Genomic DNA, 15,364 nt, shown 5'->3' with positions numbered 1-15,364 from the left:
TTGGATTTCGAGGCCTTTGCAGAGGCGTGGGAGGCCGGCTGGAACTCCCATGACCTTGACCGCATTCTGGCACATTACAGCGAAGACATCGTGTTCCGTTCGCACAAGGCGATGCGGCTTGTGGGGACAGGAGAGCTGCGCGGCAAGGCGGCGCTGCGCACCTATTGGGCACGCGCGCTGGAGGGGCAGCCGGATCTGTCCTTTGTCGTGGTGGACGTGTTGCATGGGCATGGGATGCTGGTGATCACCTATCGCAACCAGCGCGATGTGCTGGCGGCTGAGACCTTGCGCTTTGGCCCGGACGGTCTGGTGATCGAGGCGTCCGCCTGTCACAAGCCCTGATTGCTGTTAGCGATCCAGCTCGTGCAGCCAAAACCGCAAGGTCAGGAACGTATCATTCGAGTTAACCTCGATCGGATCCCGCGTTGGGTTGAAGACAGACGCCACCAAGAAATCGTCAAATCCGGGGTCAATGATCGGGCCTCCGGACACGATCAAGTGCTTTCGCGCAAGGCTCGTTGCGGGGTGCACATCGGCTTCCATCCACATTGGCATGGTTACGGCCTCTTTAGTCGTCATCAAAATGCTCCGACCTGCCGGGATGACGAACGTTCCGTTGATCTCTTCGTCCTTTCCCGTGTCCTCACTGAAAAAAGACCCGAATGCTGTGTCATAGCTGGTCACCCTCAGGCGTTCTTCGGCAAAGCCGTCTATTGACAGCGTTTCGCGTTGGAGCCCGCTATTTGGGCTGGCCTGCATGAACTCAAGGATATGCTCGCGGCGCAACCGTCTGACCCGCGCGCCGGGCAGGTCCTCGAGCGTTGAGTATTCATTCAGGATCGCGCGAAAATAGGCAACGGGGTGCTTGCTGCCGGATTGCGTCTGACGATGAATATCCTTCCAGTTGTCGGGGCTCCCGCCGAACAACAAAGACAGCTTTGTCGCCATCGCGTCAGACAATTTGCGCGCGCCGCTGCCCACCAAGGACAGCGTTGATGGACTGCACCCCAACTCAACCGCGATAGAGCGCTGTGTCATCTTTCGATCTTTGCCATAGGCGGCGACGATATCAATGAACCGCGTCGCTTTTGCCTCAGCGTGCTGGGGTGCGTTGTTGATTGAGGGTGTCATTTGGACCTCAACTTAGCTGGTTGATCAAAGCGACCACGACGCCAATTGTCGTGGCGACTGCCGCAAGGGCGGTCAGCAGCATCACATTGTTTTCTCTTTGCTCACGGCGCAGGCGGCAGACTGGGCATTCTTCCTTCATTGGTTGATCCCCCGATCAATATAGTGGGCAGCTACATCATATTGAAAAGAAGATTTACACATGTTACCGCAAACGACAACAAAATTTTCATTCAGGCCATTGACAAGCCTTAACATTTTCCTTTAACGAAATAGATTTGCCCACAATCGGTGAGAACGAAAAAAGAACGCACCAAAATATAGTGCTGACAACTAGAAAATTTAATTTCGCAGTTTTAGCCCTTGGGATCGGTCACGGCCCGCGCGCGGTTGCGGCCACCGCCCAGCTGGCGTTCGCGCCAGATGATGAGGACGCCGCCCAGCACCACCAGTGACGCGCCGATCACTGTGGGTGTCGTGGGCAGTTCGGCAAAGATCACGTAGCCGATCAGCGCGGCAAAGATCAGCGAAGCGTAGTCGAACGGGGCCAGCATGGAAGCCGCGCCAAAGCGGTAGCTGGCCGTGACGAGGATCTGCGCCACACCGCCCACCAACCCGGCACCGATCAGCAGGCCCGCATCCAAAGTGGAGGGCACGACCCAGCCAAAGGGGATGCTGATCAGGCTGAGGACGGTCGCGGTCAGCGAGAAATAGAAGACGATGGCGGCGGTGTGTTCGGTCTTGACCAGTGTGCGGATGTGGATCTGGACCACTGCGCGCAAGAGCGACGCGCCCAGCACCATGACCGCACCGAGCCCTGCGGCCGTGCTGAGGGCATCCGTACCGATGGAGAGGCGCGGCCAGAGGACGATCATCACCCCGACAAGGCCAAGGCCAACGGCGGTGATACGAAAGATGCGCACGCGTTCGCCCAGCATGAGGGCCGCGAGGATCACGGTGAAGATCGGCGTGGCGTAGCCGATGGCCGTCACCTCGGGCAGTGGCAGCAGGGCCAGCCCGCCAAAGGTGAGCGCCATGGCCGACGTTCCGAACAGCCCGCGCCAGATGTGGCCCGTCAGGTTCACCGGCACGAGGGCCTCGCGCATTTCGCCCCGCTGCCAGATCCAGGCGAGGATGATCGGCATGGCAAAGAACGACCGGAAGAACACCGCCTGACCGGCGGGCACGTTCTGTGTGGCGGCCTTGATCATCGCGGCCATCACCATGAACAAAAACACCGCCAACAGCTTGAGGCTGATGGCGGTGCCGGGTCTGTTTTGGGTCGAGGGCGCTTTCATGTCCCCCGAGCCTTGTCGCTTCGTGAGTGGTTTGGCAAGCGGTCAGTTCAGTTTTGCGACCCCGAGCGGGACACTGAACTTTTCGCACCAGATGTAGACTTCGTTGAAGGCAGACACATCGACGCCCGCGGGCACGACAAAGGATTGCGCGCCGGTCAGGTTGCCGAGAACGCCTGCGTCGGTGTTGCCGTCATAGAAACCGTTCTTGCCCAGACCGACGCGCGGGTCGGGCGCGCCGTCGAGGCTGAAATCTGCGGCGAGGACGATGGTGTGGCTGCCGTCGTCGTTCTTGATGATCTCGACACCACCGGTGGTGATGTGGTCGGATGCGCCGGTGAATGTGCCGGAGGCAACGGGATCGGCTGCGGCAGCAGGCAGGGGTGCAATGGCGACAAGCGCGGCGAGGGCAATGGCGGCGAGGGATTTGAGGGTCTTGAGCATTTGGGCAGTCCTTTGTGTACCGATTGGTTCCGAATAATCGATAGATAACTTGGGGAACTCATTGGTACAATACACAGATTCGTGAGTTCTGGACTATTTGGTTCCCTATGATTATGTAAGGGACACCAAAGGAGCAGCGACATGGCACGGCCCAGAACATTCGACACGGACGAAGCAGTGGAAAAGGCGATGCAGGTCTTTTGGACCCATGGCTATGAGGGCGCGTCGCTGCCTGACCTGCTGGAGGGGATGGGGTTGACGCGTGGCAGCCTGTACAAGGCATTCACCGACAAGAAGACGCTGTTTCTCAAGGTGCTGGATCACTACGAAGGCAAGGCTGTGCGCGCGGGTGTTGACCTGTTGACCGATCCGGGCATTCCCAACGGGGCCGAGCGGATCATGGCGATGTTCACGAATTCTTACCGCGCGGTGACCGAAGGCGATCAGCGCGGGTGCCTCTTGTGTACCGCCGCGGCGGGGCCCAGCACCTATGACGACGAGATCGCCGAAGCGGTATCGCGGGGCCTTGGTGCGATGCGTGACGGCATTGATGTGGCGTTGCAGGCGTCCCCAAAGCACGCGGATCTGAAACCCAGCGCGCGCCGGGCCTTGGCCGACATGCTGGTCGCGCAATATATGGGCCTGCGCACCATGGCGCGGGCCCGGATCGACACGGAGACATTGCGCAATGCGGTGCGGTCCGTAGGTGTGATGCTGGCCTAGCCGATCGGGCCGCGCACGCCGCCCGTTTGCCCACGATCCAGCAGCAGATGGTCGAGGATCACGCAGGCCATCATCGCCTCGCCCACCGGCACCGCGCGGATGCCGACGCAAGGATCGTGCCGCCCCTTGGTGATGATTTCCGCGGCCGCGCCGGATTTGGTGATCGTCTTTCGGGTTTGCAGAATGCTCGAGGTCGGTTTGACCGCGAACCGCACGACGATGTCCTGCCCGGTGGAGATACCGCCAAGGATGCCGCCCGCGTGGTTCGAGGAATATTCGGGGCCATCCGGTCCCATGCTGATCTCGTCCGCGTTCAGCTCGCCCGTGAGCATGGCCGCAGACATGCCTTCGCCGATCTCGACGCCCTTGACGGCGTTGATGGACATCATGCCCGCCGCCAGATCGGTGTCGAGCTTGCCATAGACCGGCGCGCCGAGGCCCGCAGGCACGCCGCGCGCGACGACTTCGATCACCGCGCCGACGCTGCTGCCGGATTTGCGCAGCCGGTCGAGGTAATCCGCCCATGTGGTGGCGGCGTTGGCATCGGGCACCCAGAACGGGTTCTGGTCGATCTGGTCCCAGTCGAATTGGTCACGGTCAATCTCGTGCGTGCCCATGCGGGTCATGTAGCCCTTGATCTCGACCCCCGGAGCCAGCTTGGCCAGTGCCGCGCGGGCCAGACCACCCGCCGCCACGCGGGCCGCCGTTTCGCGGGCCGAAGACCGCCCGCCGCCGCGATAATCGCGAATGCCGTATTTCTGCCAATAGGTGATGTCGGCGTGGCCGGGGCGGAATTTCTCGGCGATGTCGCCGTAATCCTTGGACCGCTGATCGGTGTTTTCGATCATCAACTGAACGGGCGTGCCGGTTGTCACCCCTTCGAACACGCCGGAGAGGATCCGCACCTCGTCCGCTTCGCGCCGCTGGGTGGTGTACTTGTTCTGGCCCGGTTTGCGCTTGTCGAGCCACTGCTGGATCATGGCTTCGTCAATCGCGACGCCGGGGGGGCAGCCGTCGACCGTCGCGCCCAGGGCGGGCCCGTGGCTTTCGCCCCAAGTGGTGACGCGGAAAAGATGGCCAAAACTGTTGATCGACATGTGCGGCTCCTGCTTGCCGCACCCGTCTAGCCGTGCGGCGTTTTCGGCTCAAGGCGATTTGTGCTTGCCCTTGGGGTGCGGCCCGCCTAGCTATTGCCGCACCTCGGGGTGCCCTGACAGGCTGAGATGCAATGATGCGAACCCGTAGAACCTGAACCGGTTAACACCGGCGGAGGGAAGGTTTGGATCATCCCAATACCCTTATCCCGCCGCCTCTCTTGATGGAGGATGCGATGAAGTATCTGATGACGACTGCTGCGGCGCTCTGTGCGACTGCGGCTTGGGCGGAAACGCCCGTTCTCAAAGTGTACACCTATGACAGTTTTGTCAGCGATTGGGGCCCCGGCCCGGCGGTCGAGGCCGCGTTCGAGGAAACCTGTGGCTGTGATCTGCAACTGATCGGCGCGGGCGACGGTGCGGCGCTTTTGGCGCGGATCAAGCTGGAGGGCGCGCGGTCCGAGGCGGATGTGGTGCTGGGCCTCGACACCAACCTGATCGCCGCGGCCAAGGACACTGGCCTTTTTGCGCCGCACAGCGTGACGGCGGATTACACCCTGCCCGTGGCATGGACCGACGACACGTTTGCGCCCTATGACTGGGGGTACTTTGCCTTCGTGCACAATGCGGACATGGACGCGCCAACGAACTTCAAGGATCTGGCCGCAAGCGATCTGAAGATCGCCATTCAGGATCCGCGCTCCTCTACGCCCGGTCTGGGCCTTTTGATGTGGGTCAAGGCCGCCTATGGCGATGACGCCGCATCGGTGTGGTCGGACCTGAGCGACAACGTCCTGACCGTGACCAAGGGCTGGTCGGAAAGCTATGGTCTGTTCCTCGAGGGGGAAGCGGACATGGTGCTGTCCTATACCACGTCGCCCGCCTATCACCTGATCGCCGAAGAGGACGCGTCCAAGGCCGCCGCCGCCTTTGACGAGGGTCATTACATGCAGGTCGAGGTGGCCGGCAAGCTGGCCAATGCCGATCAGCCCGCGCTGGCCGACCAGTTCCTGTCCTTCATGGTGTCGGATGCGTTCCAGTCGATCATTCCGACGACCAACTGGATGTACCCGGCGGTGACGCCTGCGGGCGGCCTGCCCGACGGGTTCGAGACGTTGATCACCCCGGAAAAATCTCTGCTCCTGTCGCCCGAAGACGCGGCGGCGGCCCGTGACGGGGCCCTTGCGGAATGGCGCGACGCGCTGGCGCAATAAGCGGTCCGGTCGCGGCGGGGGCGGTCTTTGGGCTGATCCTCGCCGCGCTGGGGGCCGTAGCGGTGCGGGCCGACTGGCCCGTCACCTTTGGCGCGGCGGACTGGTCGGTGCTGCGGTTCACGCTGTGGCAGGCCACCCTGTCCGCTCTTTTCAGCGTCGGTCTGGCCATTCCGGTGGCCCGCGCGCTGGCCCGTCGCAGGTTCGTCGGGCGCGGGGCGCTTGTGACCCTGCTGGGCGCGCCGTTCATCTTGCCGGTGATTGTGGCCGTGCTCGGCCTGTTGGCCGTGTTTGGCCGGGCGGGGTGGGCCAGTCAGGGGCTGGGGCTGCTGGGCCTGCCGCCTTTGTCGATCTACGGGCTGACCGGCGTGGTTCTGGCACATGTCTTTTTCAACATGCCGTTGGCGACGCGATTGATCCTGCAAGGGTGGCAGACCATCCCGGCAGAGCAGTTCCGCCTGACCGCGCAGCTGGGCCTGCCGCCGCAGACCGTGTTCCGAACGCTGGAATGGCCGTTGCTGTGCCGGGTGGTGCCGGGGGCCTTTGCGCTGGTGTTCGTGATCTGCCTGACGAGTTTCGCCGTGGCGCTCACACTGGGTGGGGGGCCGCGGGCCACGACGATCGAGCTGGCCATCTATCAGGCGTTTCGATTTGATTTCGACCTTGGCCGGGCGGCGGTGCTGAGCCTTGTGCAGCTGGCCGTGGCCGGTGGTGCCGCGTTGCTTGCCGTGTGGATACTGCCGCCGGTGCTGGCCAGTGTCGGGCGCGACCGCCCGGTGCAACGCTGGGATGCAGGCGGTGTGCTGGCGCGCGGTTTGGACACAGGTTGGATCACGCTCGCCGCCCTGTTCCTGATCATGCCGCTGGCGGCGGTGGCCGGGTCCGGCCTGATCGGATTGGGGCAGATGCCGGGCGTGGTATGGCACGCGGCGTGGACATCGCTGTGGGTGGCGGTGCTGAGCACGGGGCTATTGGTGGCGCTGGCCCTGCCCGTGGCCGCATGGGTTGCACAAAGCACCTGGCGCGGGGCGGAGGCGATGACGCTGCTGGGCCTCGCTGCATCGCCGCTGATGATCGGGACTGGGTGGTTCATCCTGATCTATCCCTTTGCGGCACCGGTGGATTTTGCGTTGCCTGTGACGGCACTGGTCAATGCGATGATGGCCCTGCCCTTTGCCGTGCGGATCCTGCGCCCGGCGATCCAGCAGGTGCTGGCCGATCACGGGCGGCTGGGTCTGGGCCTTGGGCTGCACGGCTGGGCGCTGTGGCGCATCGTGCTGTTGCCGCGCATCCGGCCGCAATTGGGGTTTGCCGCCGGGCTGGCGGCGGCGCTGTCGGTGGGGGATCTTGGGGTGCTGACGCTGTTTGCCGATGCGGAAACGGCGACACTGCCCTTGCAGATGTACCGCCTGATGGGCAGCTACCGCACCGACGCCGCAGCGGGCGCGGCGCTGTTGCTGTTGGTGCTGGCCTTTGGGCTGTTTTGGATATGCGATGCGTGGGGGCGGCGACATGCTGGACGTTGAAGACCTGACGGTGCGGCAGGGCGATTTTGCCATGACCGCGCAGTTCAGCGTGGCGCAAGGCGCGCGGGTTGCCGTGATCGGGCCATCTGGTGCCGGGAAATCGACCCTGCTGGGCGCGATTGGGGGCTATGTGCCCGCCACGGGCCGTGTGCGTGTCGCCGGGCGGGATGTGACGGATGCAGCCCCCGATCAGCGCGGGATTGCGATGCTGTTTCAGGACGGCAACCTCTTTCCCCACCTGACGCTGGAACAGAATGTCGGGCTGGGCCTTCGGCCGACGCTGCGGCTGCGGGCGCAGGAACGGGAGCGGGCGCGCGACGCGTTGAAGCAGGTTGGACTGGGCGGATACGCAGACCGGCGGCCCGGCGATATTTCGGGCGGACAGCAAAGCCGCGCGGCGCTGGCCCGGATCCTGTTGCAGGACCGGCCCTTGCTGTTGCTCGACGAACCCTTTGCCGCCCTGGGCCCTGCCTTGCGGGCCGAGATGCTGGACCTGACCAGCACGGTTGCGCGCGATATGGGTGCGACGGTTCTGATGATCACCCACGCGCCCGAAGACGCGGAACGCGCGGCGGATCAGGTTCTGTTCGTGGATCAGGGGCGGGTGGATGCGCCCCGGCCGGTGGCCGAGATCATGGCCAACCCGCCCGAGGCGCTGCGGGCCTATCTAGGCCGCTGAGCGCAAGGAGCGCCTTGTCTCAAGAATGCCCAGAGCGGCCTGTGCGGCCTCGCGCCCCTTGATCACGAAATGATCGCCATAGATCGCGCGGTGATGGGCGGTGTCCTGAAACTGGTGCGGCGTGAGCGAGACGGACAGGACGGGCACCCCGGTCTTGAGGCCCACCTGCATCAACCCGTCGACCACGGCGGCGGCCACGAAGTCATGGCGGTAGATCCCGCCGTCCACGACCAGCGCGGCACAGATCACCGCGTCATAGCCGCCCTGTTCGGCCAGCGTCTGCGCCATCAGCGGCATCTCGAACGCGCCGGGGACGTCAAACCGGTCGACCTGCGCGGGCAGGATCAGCTCGGTAAACCCTTGATAGGCACGGTCGACAATTTCAGCGTGCCAGCGGGCTTGAACAAAAGCAAAGCGGGTGTGTGTCATGGCATATCTCCTTTGGTTCAGACACGTCACCCAAGGCGATTGCGCACGGACAGGCGGCACCCCGATGGGGCGCGACCGTGCCTGTGCGTTCTCTTTCATCCGGACTGTGACCGTCGGCTCAGGCGTCGCACCTGATCTGCTGACCAACATGCCCCGTTTGCGGCGGGGCGCGTCGCGCTCGTGGGCTCGCAGGCACCCTGTGACAGGTCCTACATACCACCGGTGGGGAATTTCGCCCCGCCCTGAGAACACCACCAGCTTGCCAAGGTGGCGGGACCAAGGCAAGACGGACGTGACGTTTCACAAGGCCGCACCCATGCATCCCAATCCCGTCTTTCACACCGAGACCGCGCAGCGCAATCTTGAGTTCGCCCGCGAGCGGGCCTTTGGCATGCTGGCCGTCAATGGCGCGGATGGGCCGCTGATGGCGCATGTGCCGTTCCTGGTTGACGCGGACGGTACGCAGCTGGACCTGCACCTGGTGCGGTCGAACCCGATTGCGCGAGCGCTGAAGGCGCCTTTGCAGGCGAAAATCGCGGTGAGTGGGCCGGACGGGTATATCTCGCCCGATTGGTACGAGGTCACCGATCAGGTGCCTACGTGGAATTATATCGCCGTCCACATCACCGGCACGCTGGAAATGCTGCCGCACGCACAGATGCGCGAGATGCTGGACCGGCAGTCGGCGCATTTCGAGGATCAACTGCTGCCCAAGCCGCCGTGGAAGACCGACAAGATGACGCCCGAGGTGCTGGAAAAGATGATGCGCCAGATCGTGCCTTGCCGGATGCGCATCGAGGCGGTGGACGGCACCTGGAAGCTGAACCAGAACAAGCCCGACGACGTACGCCTGCGTGCGGCGGATTACGTGGACGCTTACGGCATGGGTATGGAAACGCGCCTGCTTGCCGCGCTGATGCGCGGGGCCTAGTCTGCGCGAAACCATCAAAGGACGTGCCCGCCATGAAGCTGTTTCATTCCCCCGCCTCTCCGTTTGTGCGCAAGGTCGTTGTGCTGTTGCACGAATTGGGCAAGGCCGACGACGTTGCGTTGAACACGATCACCACCACGGCCTTTGCGTCGGATGCGGGCCTGAAGGCCGCTAACCCGCTGGGCAAACTGCCCGCGTTGCAGCGTGAGGACGGCATCACCTTGTATGACAGCCGGGTCATCACCGCCTATCTGGACGATCTGTGGGACGGCGGGATGTATCCGGCGGGCAGCGGACGCTGGGACATGCTGACCCTTGAGGCGACGGGCGACGGCATCATGGATTGCGCGGTATCAATGGCCTATGAGGTCCGCCTGCGCCCGGAGGCCCAACAATCGCCCGAGTGGATCGAGGCGCAGTGGGGCAAGGTCGAGCGGGCTCTGGACGTGCTGAATGCACGCTGGATGGGCAACCTGAACGGGCCCGTGGGCATGGGACATATCTCGGTCGCCTGCGCGTTGGGCTATCTTGATCTGCGCCACGATGCGCGGGGATGGCGCAATGGCCGCGCGGCGCTGGCGGCGTGGTACGACGCATTTGCGGCGCGACCGTCGATGCAGGCCACTGCCCCCGCGGCCTGATCCCAAGACGGAATCAGTACGCAGTACCTCTGCCGACATGGAATGTGCGACCCCGCGCAGGCTGCCGGGGCTCGGAGCGGAGTCATATCAAGAGGTTAAACAAGCCCCCTGCGACCACGTGCACCACTTTGCGTGCTGGACGTGGGGGCATCACCCCGCTAGATAGCCCGATGAACAGGCCGCATTCCGTGCGGCCGGTTACGGTATTGGCCCCTTCCGGGTCGCTTGGAAACTGGAGAAGCCCCCCGTGTCCCACGCAGAAGAAGAACACGAAGGCAACCGGCGCGATTTTCTGTACTACGCCACCGCTGGCGCAGGTGCGGTGACCGCAGGTGCCGCAATCTGGCCGCTGGTCAATCAGATGAACCCGTCGGCTGATGTCTTGGCCCTGTCCTCTATCCGTGTCGATGTCAGCTCGCTCGAGCCGGGATCGCAACTGACGGTGAAGTGGCTGGGCAAGCCGGTCTTTATTCGCCGCCGCACGGAAGAAGAAATTCAGGCCGCACGCGACGTCGAACTTTCGGACCTGCCTGACCAGGGCGCCGAGAATGCGAATGCCCCCAACGGCGCGGACGCGTCGGACGAGAACCGCACGCTGGACGAAGCGGGCGAGTGGCTGGTCATGATGGGTGTGTGTACGCACCTCGGCTGTGTGCCTCTGGGCGATGCCGGTGATTTTGGCGGCTGGTTCTGCCCCTGCCACGGTTCGCACTATGACACCGCTGGCCGTATCCGCCGCGGGCCTGCACCGACCAACCTGCCGGTGCCTGTTGCAGAATTCGTGGACGAGACCACGATCAAACTCGGTTAAGGGAGAGAACGAACCATGGGTGGAATTCCTCACGACCATTACGAACCGAAGGCGGCCTGGGAAAAGGGCCTTGCCAAGCGGTTGCCGATTGTCGGCTTGCTCTATGACACGCTGATGATCCCCACGCCCAAGAACCTGAACTGGATGTGGATCTGGGGCATCGTGCTGACCTTTTGTCTGGCACTGCAAATCATCACCGGCATCGTGCTGGTCATGCACTATACGCCGCATGTCGACTATGCCTTTGCCTCGGTCGAGCACATCATGCGCAACGTCAACGGTGGCCACATGCTGCGCTACCTGCACATGAACGGCGCCTCGCTGTTCTTTGTTGCGGTTTACGCCCACATCTTCCGCGGTCTCTACTACGGGTCCTACAAGGCCCCGCGCGAGATCACGTGGATCATCGGGATGCTGATCTATCTGTTGATGATGGGCACGGCGTTCATGGGCTACGTTCTGCCTTGGGGTCAGATGTCCTTCTGGGGTGCGACCGTGATCACCGGCCTCTTTGGCGCGATCCCCTTCGTGGGTGAGGCGCTTCAGACATGGCTGCTGGGCGGGCCTGCCGTGGACAATGCCACGCTGAACCGTTTCTTCAGCCTGCACTACCTGTTGCCCTTCGTGATTGCCGGTCTCGTGATCGTGCATATCTGGGCCTTCCACACCACGGGCAACAACAACCCCACAGGTGTCGAAGTGCGCCGTGGCAGCAAGGAAGAGGCCGAGAAAGACACCCTGCCCTTCTGGCCCTATTTCGTGATCAAGGACCTGTTCGCGCTGGCCGTGATCCTGGTGGTGTTCTTTGCCATCGTGGGCTTTATGCCGAACTATCTGGGCCACCCCGATAACTATATCGAGGCGAACCCGCTGGCGACGCCTGCGCATATCGTGCCGGAATGGTACTTCTTGCCGTTCTACGCGATCCTGCGTGCCTTTACTGCGGACGTCTGGGTTGTGATCATCGCTGAGACGCTGACCGGCGGCATCATCGACGCCAAGTTCTTTGGTGTGGTTGCGATGTTCGGCGCGATTGCCGTGATGGCGCTGGCGCCGTGGCTCGACACCTCGTCGGTCCGCTCGGCCCGTTATCGTCCGATGCTGAAATGGTGGTTCTGGCTTCTGGTCATCGACTTCTTTGCCTTGATGTGGCTGGGCGCGATGCCTGCGGAGGAACCCTATGCGTCGCTGTCGCTGATCGCGTCGACATACTGGTTCGCCTACTTCCTCGTGATCCTGCCGCTCATGGGCGTGATCGAGAAACCGGATGCGCAACCTGCGACCATCGAAGAAGACTTTGCCGCGCATGTAAGTGGCGGTGATGCCGGCGTGACGCCAGCGTCACAGCCTGCGGAATAAGGAGAGACTGCAGATGTTCAAGAAACTTGCAGCAAGTGCGGTGGCGGCAGTGATGCTGACCACCGGAGCCTTCGCGGCCGGTGCGCCGGGTGGCAAAGTGGAAAATATCGACTTTTCCTTTGACGGTCCGTTCGGATCCTATGACCAGAACCAGCTGCAGCGCGGTTTGCAGATCTACACCGAGATCTGCGCAGCCTGCCATGGCCTGCAATATGTTCCGATCCGCACCCTTGGTGACGAAGGCGGCCCCGCGCTGCCCGAGGACCAGGTGCGCGCCTATGCGGAGTTCTACGAGGTCTTCGACCCGGAACTGGACGACTTCCGCCCCGCGACGGAGAATGACCATTTCCCCGGCAGCAACCTGGAAAACGCGCCGGACCTGACCATGATGGCCAAGGCCCGCGCCGGGTTCCACGGACCCTATGGTCTGGGCATCAACCAGTTGCTCAAGGGCATGGGTGGTCCGGAATACATTGCGGCACTGCTGCAAGGGTATACGGGCGAGGAAAAGGAAGAGGCCGGTTCGGTTCTTTATGAGAACACCATCTTCCCCGGTGGCTGGATTTCCATGGCGCCCCCGCTGTATGGCGAGGACGTGGAATTTGCAGACGGTCACGCCAATGACCTGCATCATCTGTCCGAAGATGTGTCCGCGTTCCTGATGTGGACAGCCGAGCCCAAGCTGATGGCACGCAAGCAGGCCGGTTTCGTCGGCGTTGTGTTCCTGACGATCCTGTCGGTTCTGCTGTACCTGACGAACAAGCGGCTCTGGGCCCCGGTCAAGGCGCGCTACAAGAAGAAGTAAGCGTCTGCTGACACAGATTTTGAAAAGCCCCGCCTTCTGGTGGGGCTTTTTCGTTTCAGGGGGCGCTGCCCCCGTCGCGTGCCGCGACTCCCCCGAGGTATTTTGGGCGAAAGGAAGGGGTCAGGCGACCAAATGGTTGCCGTCCTGTCCCAGGATACGGGCGGAGACGAGCGTGCCTTCGGCCTGCGGGGTTTGGAACGTCACCTCGGTGAATTGTTCCGTGCGGCCCATGGTCGGGCTTTCCATCAGGATGCTGTGCGTCTTGCCGATCTGGTCGGAGAGGTGGCGCGCGACTTGCGCCGCACCCTTGGCGCGCAGGCGTGCGGCGCGGTCCTTGATCGCCTTGCCGTCGACCTGCGGCATGCGGGCGGCGGGCGTACCGGGGCGCGGCGAGTAAGGGAACACGTGCAGCCATGTGAGGTCGCAGTCCTCTACCAGCCGAAGCGCGTTGTCGAACATGGCTTCGGTTTCGGTGGGGAAGCCCGCGATTATGTCCGCGCCGAAGGTCATGTCGGGCCGCAGGGCGCGCGCCTCCTGGGCGAAGCGGATGGCGTCATCACGCAGGTGACGACGCTTCATCCGTTTGAGGATCAGGTCATCGCCGTGTTGCAGCGACAGGTGCAGGTGGGGCATCAGCCGGGGTTCTGTTGCAATCGCCTGCATGAGGGCGTCGTCGACTTCGATCGAGTCGATGGAACTGATCCTGAGGCGCGGCAGGTCCGGCACAAGTTTGAGGATGCGCATGACCAGATCGCCCAGACGCGGAGCGGATGGCAGGTCGGCGCCCCAAGAGGTGAGGTCCACACCCGTCAACACGACTTCGTTGAAACCGCGATCCACGAGGCGCTTGATCTGGTCCACCACCACGCCTGCGGGGACGGACCGGGAATTGCCGCGGCCATAGGGAATGATGCAAAAGGTGCAGCGGTGGTCACAGCCGTTCTGGACCTGAACATAGGCGCGGCTGCGCGTGCCGAAGCCGTCGATCAGGTGTCCGGCCGTTTCCGTGACCGACATGATGTCATCGACCTGCACCGGTTCGGTGCCGAAGTCACCGGCGAGGCCGGCCCAGGTGCTGGCCTGCATCTTTTCGGTGTTGCCGATCACCGCGTCGACCTCGTCCATGGCGGCGAAGGTGTCCGGTTCGGTCTGGGCCGCGCAGCCTGTGACGATCAGCTTGGCGTCCGGGTGGGTGCGGCGCAGTTTGCGAATGTCCTGGCGCGCCTTGCGCACCGCCTCGGCGGTGACGGCGCAGGTGTTCACAACAACGGCGTTCTGCACGCCGGACTGCTGGGCCAGCTCTTCCATCGCCTTTGTCTCGTAGGCATTGAGGCGGCAGCCGTGATTGGAGAAGACGGGCGCGGTCATAGGCTGTTCAGGAAGGCGGATGTGAGGGTGCCGTCAAAGACGTGGGCCGTGGGGCCGGACATCCAGACGCCATCGTCGCGCCAGTCGATGTGCAGGGTGCCGCCATCGAGGTCGATGCGGACCTGACGCCCGGTGAGGCCCCGTCTCGCGGCGGCGACGGCCGTGGCGCAGGAGGAAGAGCCGGAGGCCAGAGTGATGCCCGTGCCACGCTCCCAGACGCGCATGCGGATATGGTCGGGGCCGAGGATCTGGGCGAACTGGACATTGGTCCGTTCGGGGTAGAGCGGGTGGTGCTCGATGGCGGCCCCCGCTGTTGCCAGATCAACGGCGGCCACATCGGTCACGAAGAACGTGCAATGCGGGTTGCCCATGCCCGTGGCGACGGGCGCGCCATCAATGGGCAGGGACAGGGTATCGACATCGCGGGCCAGCGGGATGTCCTGCCAGTCAGTCTGCGGGTGGCCCATATTGACAGCTGTCGTGCCATCCGCGGTGCGTACTGCATCAAGCGTGCCGCGCCCGGTGATTTCAATACGCAGCGTGTCGGTGTCGCGCGCGGCCAGTTCACGGGCCGCGATGCACCGCGTGGCGTTACCGCAGGCCGCCGATTGCGAGCCGTCGGCGTTATAGAAGGTGATGGTCAGATCGGCGCCATCCGTGATCAGCGCAAGCTGGTCAAACCCCACCCCGCGATGCCGGTCGGCCAGCGCACGTACAAGCGGTTCGGACAGCGTGACCGGGGACGTACGTCCATCGATCACGACAAAGTCGTTGCCAGCCCCGTGCATTTTCATGAAGGGCAAGTCTGAGGTCATGATATCCACCATCAGGCGCATATAACCCCGCGATTTTGGGGAATCCAGTATGTCGCAGGAAAACATCATAGAATCGGCTTGACCCTGCCCCCGACCCTTTCTAGA

At 63.3% G+C, this 15,364-nt stretch carries 18 protein-coding genes and 2 riboswitches; of the genes, 10 read left to right on the top strand and 8 right to left on the bottom strand.

Annotation, left to right across the window (positions count from 1 at the left end; genetic code table 11):
- Positions 1 to 342 (top strand): nuclear transport factor 2 family protein, encoded by a 342-nt coding sequence (locus Q0949_RS00535; RefSeq protein WP_299367024.1) that lies wholly within the window; start codon positions 1 to 3, stop codon positions 340 to 342.
- 6 nt (positions 343 to 348) lie between these two features.
- Here the strand turns inward: Q0949_RS00535 and Q0949_RS00530 are convergent, their stop codons facing one another.
- From Q0949_RS00530 to Q0949_RS00515, 4 genes are all read right to left on the bottom strand, one after another.
- Positions 349 to 1,038 (bottom strand): hypothetical protein, encoded by a 690-nt coding sequence (locus Q0949_RS00530; RefSeq protein WP_299367021.1) that lies wholly within the window; start codon positions 1,036 to 1,038, stop codon positions 349 to 351.
- A gap of 100 nt (positions 1,039 to 1,138) precedes the next feature.
- Positions 1,139 to 1,270 (bottom strand): hypothetical protein, encoded by a 132-nt coding sequence (locus Q0949_RS00525; RefSeq protein WP_299367018.1) that lies wholly within the window; start codon positions 1,268 to 1,270, stop codon positions 1,139 to 1,141.
- Between the two features lie 214 nt (positions 1,271 to 1,484).
- On the bottom strand, positions 1,485 to 2,426 hold the full coding sequence (locus tag Q0949_RS00520) for a DMT family transporter (protein WP_299367015.1): 942 nt from the start codon (positions 2,424 to 2,426) through the stop codon (positions 1,485 to 1,487).
- Positions 2,427 to 2,468: 42 nt separating this feature from the next.
- Positions 2,469 to 2,867, bottom strand: coding sequence for a DM13 domain-containing protein (locus tag Q0949_RS00515; RefSeq protein ID WP_299367012.1), 399 nt, complete (start codon positions 2,865 to 2,867; stop codon positions 2,469 to 2,471).
- 141 nt (positions 2,868 to 3,008) lie between these two features.
- Between Q0949_RS00515 and Q0949_RS00510 the strand changes: the two genes are divergently transcribed.
- Positions 3,009 to 3,590: a TetR/AcrR family transcriptional regulator gene (locus tag Q0949_RS00510; RefSeq protein ID WP_299367009.1), complete on the top strand. Its 582-nt coding sequence runs from the start codon at positions 3,009 to 3,011 to the stop codon at positions 3,588 to 3,590.
- Here Q0949_RS00510 and aroC read toward each other — a convergent pair.
- Positions 3,587 to 4,687, bottom strand: coding sequence for a chorismate synthase (gene aroC / locus Q0949_RS00505; protein WP_299367006.1), 1,101 nt, complete (start codon positions 4,685 to 4,687; stop codon positions 3,587 to 3,589). The two genes, Q0949_RS00510 and aroC, sit on opposite strands and share 4 nt — an antisense overlap.
- Positions 4,688 to 4,781: 94 nt before the next feature.
- A riboswitch (TPP riboswitch) is annotated at positions 4,782 to 4,882 on the top strand.
- A gap of 38 nt (positions 4,883 to 4,920) precedes the next feature.
- Here aroC and thiB point away from each other — a divergent pair.
- The 3 genes from thiB to Q0949_RS00490 are packed head-to-tail and all read left to right on the top strand — an operon-like array spanning position 4,921 to position 8,100.
- Positions 4,921 to 5,898, top strand: coding sequence for a thiamine ABC transporter substrate binding subunit (gene thiB / locus Q0949_RS00500; RefSeq protein ID WP_299367003.1), 978 nt, complete (start codon positions 4,921 to 4,923; stop codon positions 5,896 to 5,898).
- A complete protein-coding gene (locus tag Q0949_RS00495; protein ID WP_299367000.1) occupies positions 5,874 to 7,421 on the top strand; it encodes an ABC transporter permease subunit in 1,548 nt (515 codons plus the stop codon). The genes thiB and Q0949_RS00495 overlap by 25 nt, the downstream gene beginning before the upstream one ends.
- Positions 7,408 to 8,100 carry an ATP-binding cassette domain-containing protein gene (locus Q0949_RS00490; protein WP_299366997.1) on the top strand — a complete coding sequence of 231 codons (693 nt, stop codon included), beginning with the start codon at positions 7,408 to 7,410 and terminating at the stop codon, positions 8,098 to 8,100. The genes Q0949_RS00495 and Q0949_RS00490 overlap by 14 nt, the downstream gene beginning before the upstream one ends.
- Here the strand turns inward: Q0949_RS00490 and Q0949_RS00485 are convergent.
- Positions 8,089 to 8,628 (bottom strand): 6,7-dimethyl-8-ribityllumazine synthase, encoded by a 540-nt coding sequence (locus Q0949_RS00485; RefSeq protein ID WP_299366994.1) that lies wholly within the window; start codon positions 8,626 to 8,628, stop codon positions 8,089 to 8,091. The two genes, Q0949_RS00490 and Q0949_RS00485, sit on opposite strands and share 12 nt — an antisense overlap.
- Positions 8,613 to 8,783: riboswitch (FMN riboswitch) on the bottom strand. (Overlaps the previous gene by 16 nt.)
- 62 nt (positions 8,784 to 8,845) lie before the next feature.
- Between Q0949_RS00485 and Q0949_RS00480 the strand changes: the two genes are divergently transcribed.
- The 5 genes from Q0949_RS00480 (at position 8,846) to Q0949_RS00460 (ending at position 13,076) form a co-directional block, all read left to right on the top strand.
- Positions 8,846 to 9,460, top strand: coding sequence for an FMN-binding negative transcriptional regulator (locus Q0949_RS00480; RefSeq protein WP_299366992.1), 615 nt, complete (start codon positions 8,846 to 8,848; stop codon positions 9,458 to 9,460).
- A gap of 32 nt (positions 9,461 to 9,492) precedes the next feature.
- On the top strand, positions 9,493 to 10,101 hold the full coding sequence (locus Q0949_RS00475; RefSeq protein WP_299366990.1) for a glutathione S-transferase: 609 nt from the start codon (positions 9,493 to 9,495) through the stop codon (positions 10,099 to 10,101).
- Positions 10,102 to 10,348: 247 nt separating this feature from the next.
- Positions 10,349 to 10,912: a ubiquinol-cytochrome c reductase iron-sulfur subunit gene (gene petA, locus Q0949_RS00470; protein WP_299366987.1), complete on the top strand. Its 564-nt coding sequence runs from the start codon at positions 10,349 to 10,351 to the stop codon at positions 10,910 to 10,912.
- A gap of 15 nt (positions 10,913 to 10,927) precedes the next feature.
- Positions 10,928 to 12,271, top strand: a complete 1,344-nt coding sequence (gene petB, locus Q0949_RS00465; RefSeq protein ID WP_299366984.1) for a cytochrome b — start codon at positions 10,928 to 10,930, stop codon at positions 12,269 to 12,271.
- Positions 12,272 to 12,284: 13 nt separating this feature from the next.
- The gene (locus Q0949_RS00460; RefSeq protein WP_299366981.1) at positions 12,285 to 13,076 is read left to right on the top strand and encodes a cytochrome c1; all 792 of its coding nucleotides are present in this window, start codon (positions 12,285 to 12,287) and stop codon (positions 13,074 to 13,076) included.
- Between the two features lie 120 nt (positions 13,077 to 13,196).
- On the opposite strand, the gene mtaB is transcribed toward Q0949_RS00460, so the two are convergent.
- Together mtaB and dapF are read right to left on the bottom strand one after the other, a co-directional pair.
- A complete protein-coding gene (gene mtaB / locus Q0949_RS00455) occupies positions 13,197 to 14,444 on the bottom strand; it encodes a tRNA (N(6)-L-threonylcarbamoyladenosine(37)-C(2))-methylthiotransferase MtaB (RefSeq protein ID WP_299366978.1) in 1,248 nt (415 codons plus the stop codon).
- Positions 14,441 to 15,259 carry a diaminopimelate epimerase gene (gene dapF / locus Q0949_RS00450; RefSeq protein WP_299366975.1) on the bottom strand — a complete coding sequence of 273 codons (819 nt, stop codon included), beginning with the start codon at positions 15,257 to 15,259 and terminating at the stop codon, positions 14,441 to 14,443. Before dapF ends, mtaB begins: the two co-directional genes overlap by 4 nt.
- Positions 15,260 to 15,364: the final 105 nt, after the last annotated feature.

This window comes from uncultured Tateyamaria sp., assembly GCF_947487805.1.
GTDB lineage: Bacteria > Pseudomonadota > Alphaproteobacteria > Rhodobacterales > Rhodobacteraceae > Tateyamaria.
This window is presented reverse-complemented; position numbering and strand designations above follow the sequence as displayed.

Excerpts from the sequence above, each read along its gene's own strand:
- Q0949_RS00530 (WP_299367021.1), bottom strand. The coding sequence starts at position 1,038 with ATGACACAGCGCTCTATCGCGGTTGAGTTGGGGTGCAGTCCATCAACG.
- Q0949_RS00525 (WP_299367018.1), bottom strand. The coding sequence starts at position 1,270 with ATGAAGGAAGAATGCCCAGTCTGCCGCCTGCGCCGTGAGCAAAGAGAA.
- Q0949_RS00520 (WP_299367015.1), bottom strand. The coding sequence starts at position 2,426 with ATGAAAGCGCCCTCGACCCAAAACAGACCCGGCACCGCCATCAGCCTC.
- Q0949_RS00515 (WP_299367012.1), bottom strand. The coding sequence starts at position 2,867 with ATGCTCAAGACCCTCAAATCCCTCGCCGCCATTGCCCTCGCCGCGCTT.
- Q0949_RS00510 (WP_299367009.1), top strand. The coding sequence starts at position 3,009 with ATGGCACGGCCCAGAACATTCGACACGGACGAAGCAGTGGAAAAGGCG.
- aroC (WP_299367006.1), bottom strand. The coding sequence starts at position 4,687 with ATGTCGATCAACAGTTTTGGCCATCTTTTCCGCGTCACCACTTGGGGC.
- thiB (WP_299367003.1), top strand. The coding sequence starts at position 4,921 with ATGAAGTATCTGATGACGACTGCTGCGGCGCTCTGTGCGACTGCGGCT.
- Q0949_RS00495 (WP_299367000.1), top strand. The coding sequence starts at position 5,874 with ATGGCGCGACGCGCTGGCGCAATAAGCGGTCCGGTCGCGGCGGGGGCG.
- Q0949_RS00490 (WP_299366997.1), top strand. The coding sequence starts at position 7,408 with ATGCTGGACGTTGAAGACCTGACGGTGCGGCAGGGCGATTTTGCCATG.
- Q0949_RS00485 (WP_299366994.1), bottom strand. The coding sequence starts at position 8,628 with ATGAAAGAGAACGCACAGGCACGGTCGCGCCCCATCGGGGTGCCGCCT.
- Q0949_RS00480 (WP_299366992.1), top strand. The coding sequence starts at position 8,846 with ATGCATCCCAATCCCGTCTTTCACACCGAGACCGCGCAGCGCAATCTT.
- Q0949_RS00475 (WP_299366990.1), top strand. The coding sequence starts at position 9,493 with ATGAAGCTGTTTCATTCCCCCGCCTCTCCGTTTGTGCGCAAGGTCGTT.
- petB (WP_299366984.1), top strand. The coding sequence starts at position 10,928 with ATGGGTGGAATTCCTCACGACCATTACGAACCGAAGGCGGCCTGGGAA.
- Q0949_RS00460 (WP_299366981.1), top strand. The coding sequence starts at position 12,285 with ATGTTCAAGAAACTTGCAGCAAGTGCGGTGGCGGCAGTGATGCTGACC.
- mtaB (WP_299366978.1), bottom strand. The coding sequence starts at position 14,444 with ATGACCGCGCCCGTCTTCTCCAATCACGGCTGCCGCCTCAATGCCTAC.
- dapF (WP_299366975.1), bottom strand. The coding sequence starts at position 15,259 with ATGACCTCAGACTTGCCCTTCATGAAAATGCACGGGGCTGGCAACGAC.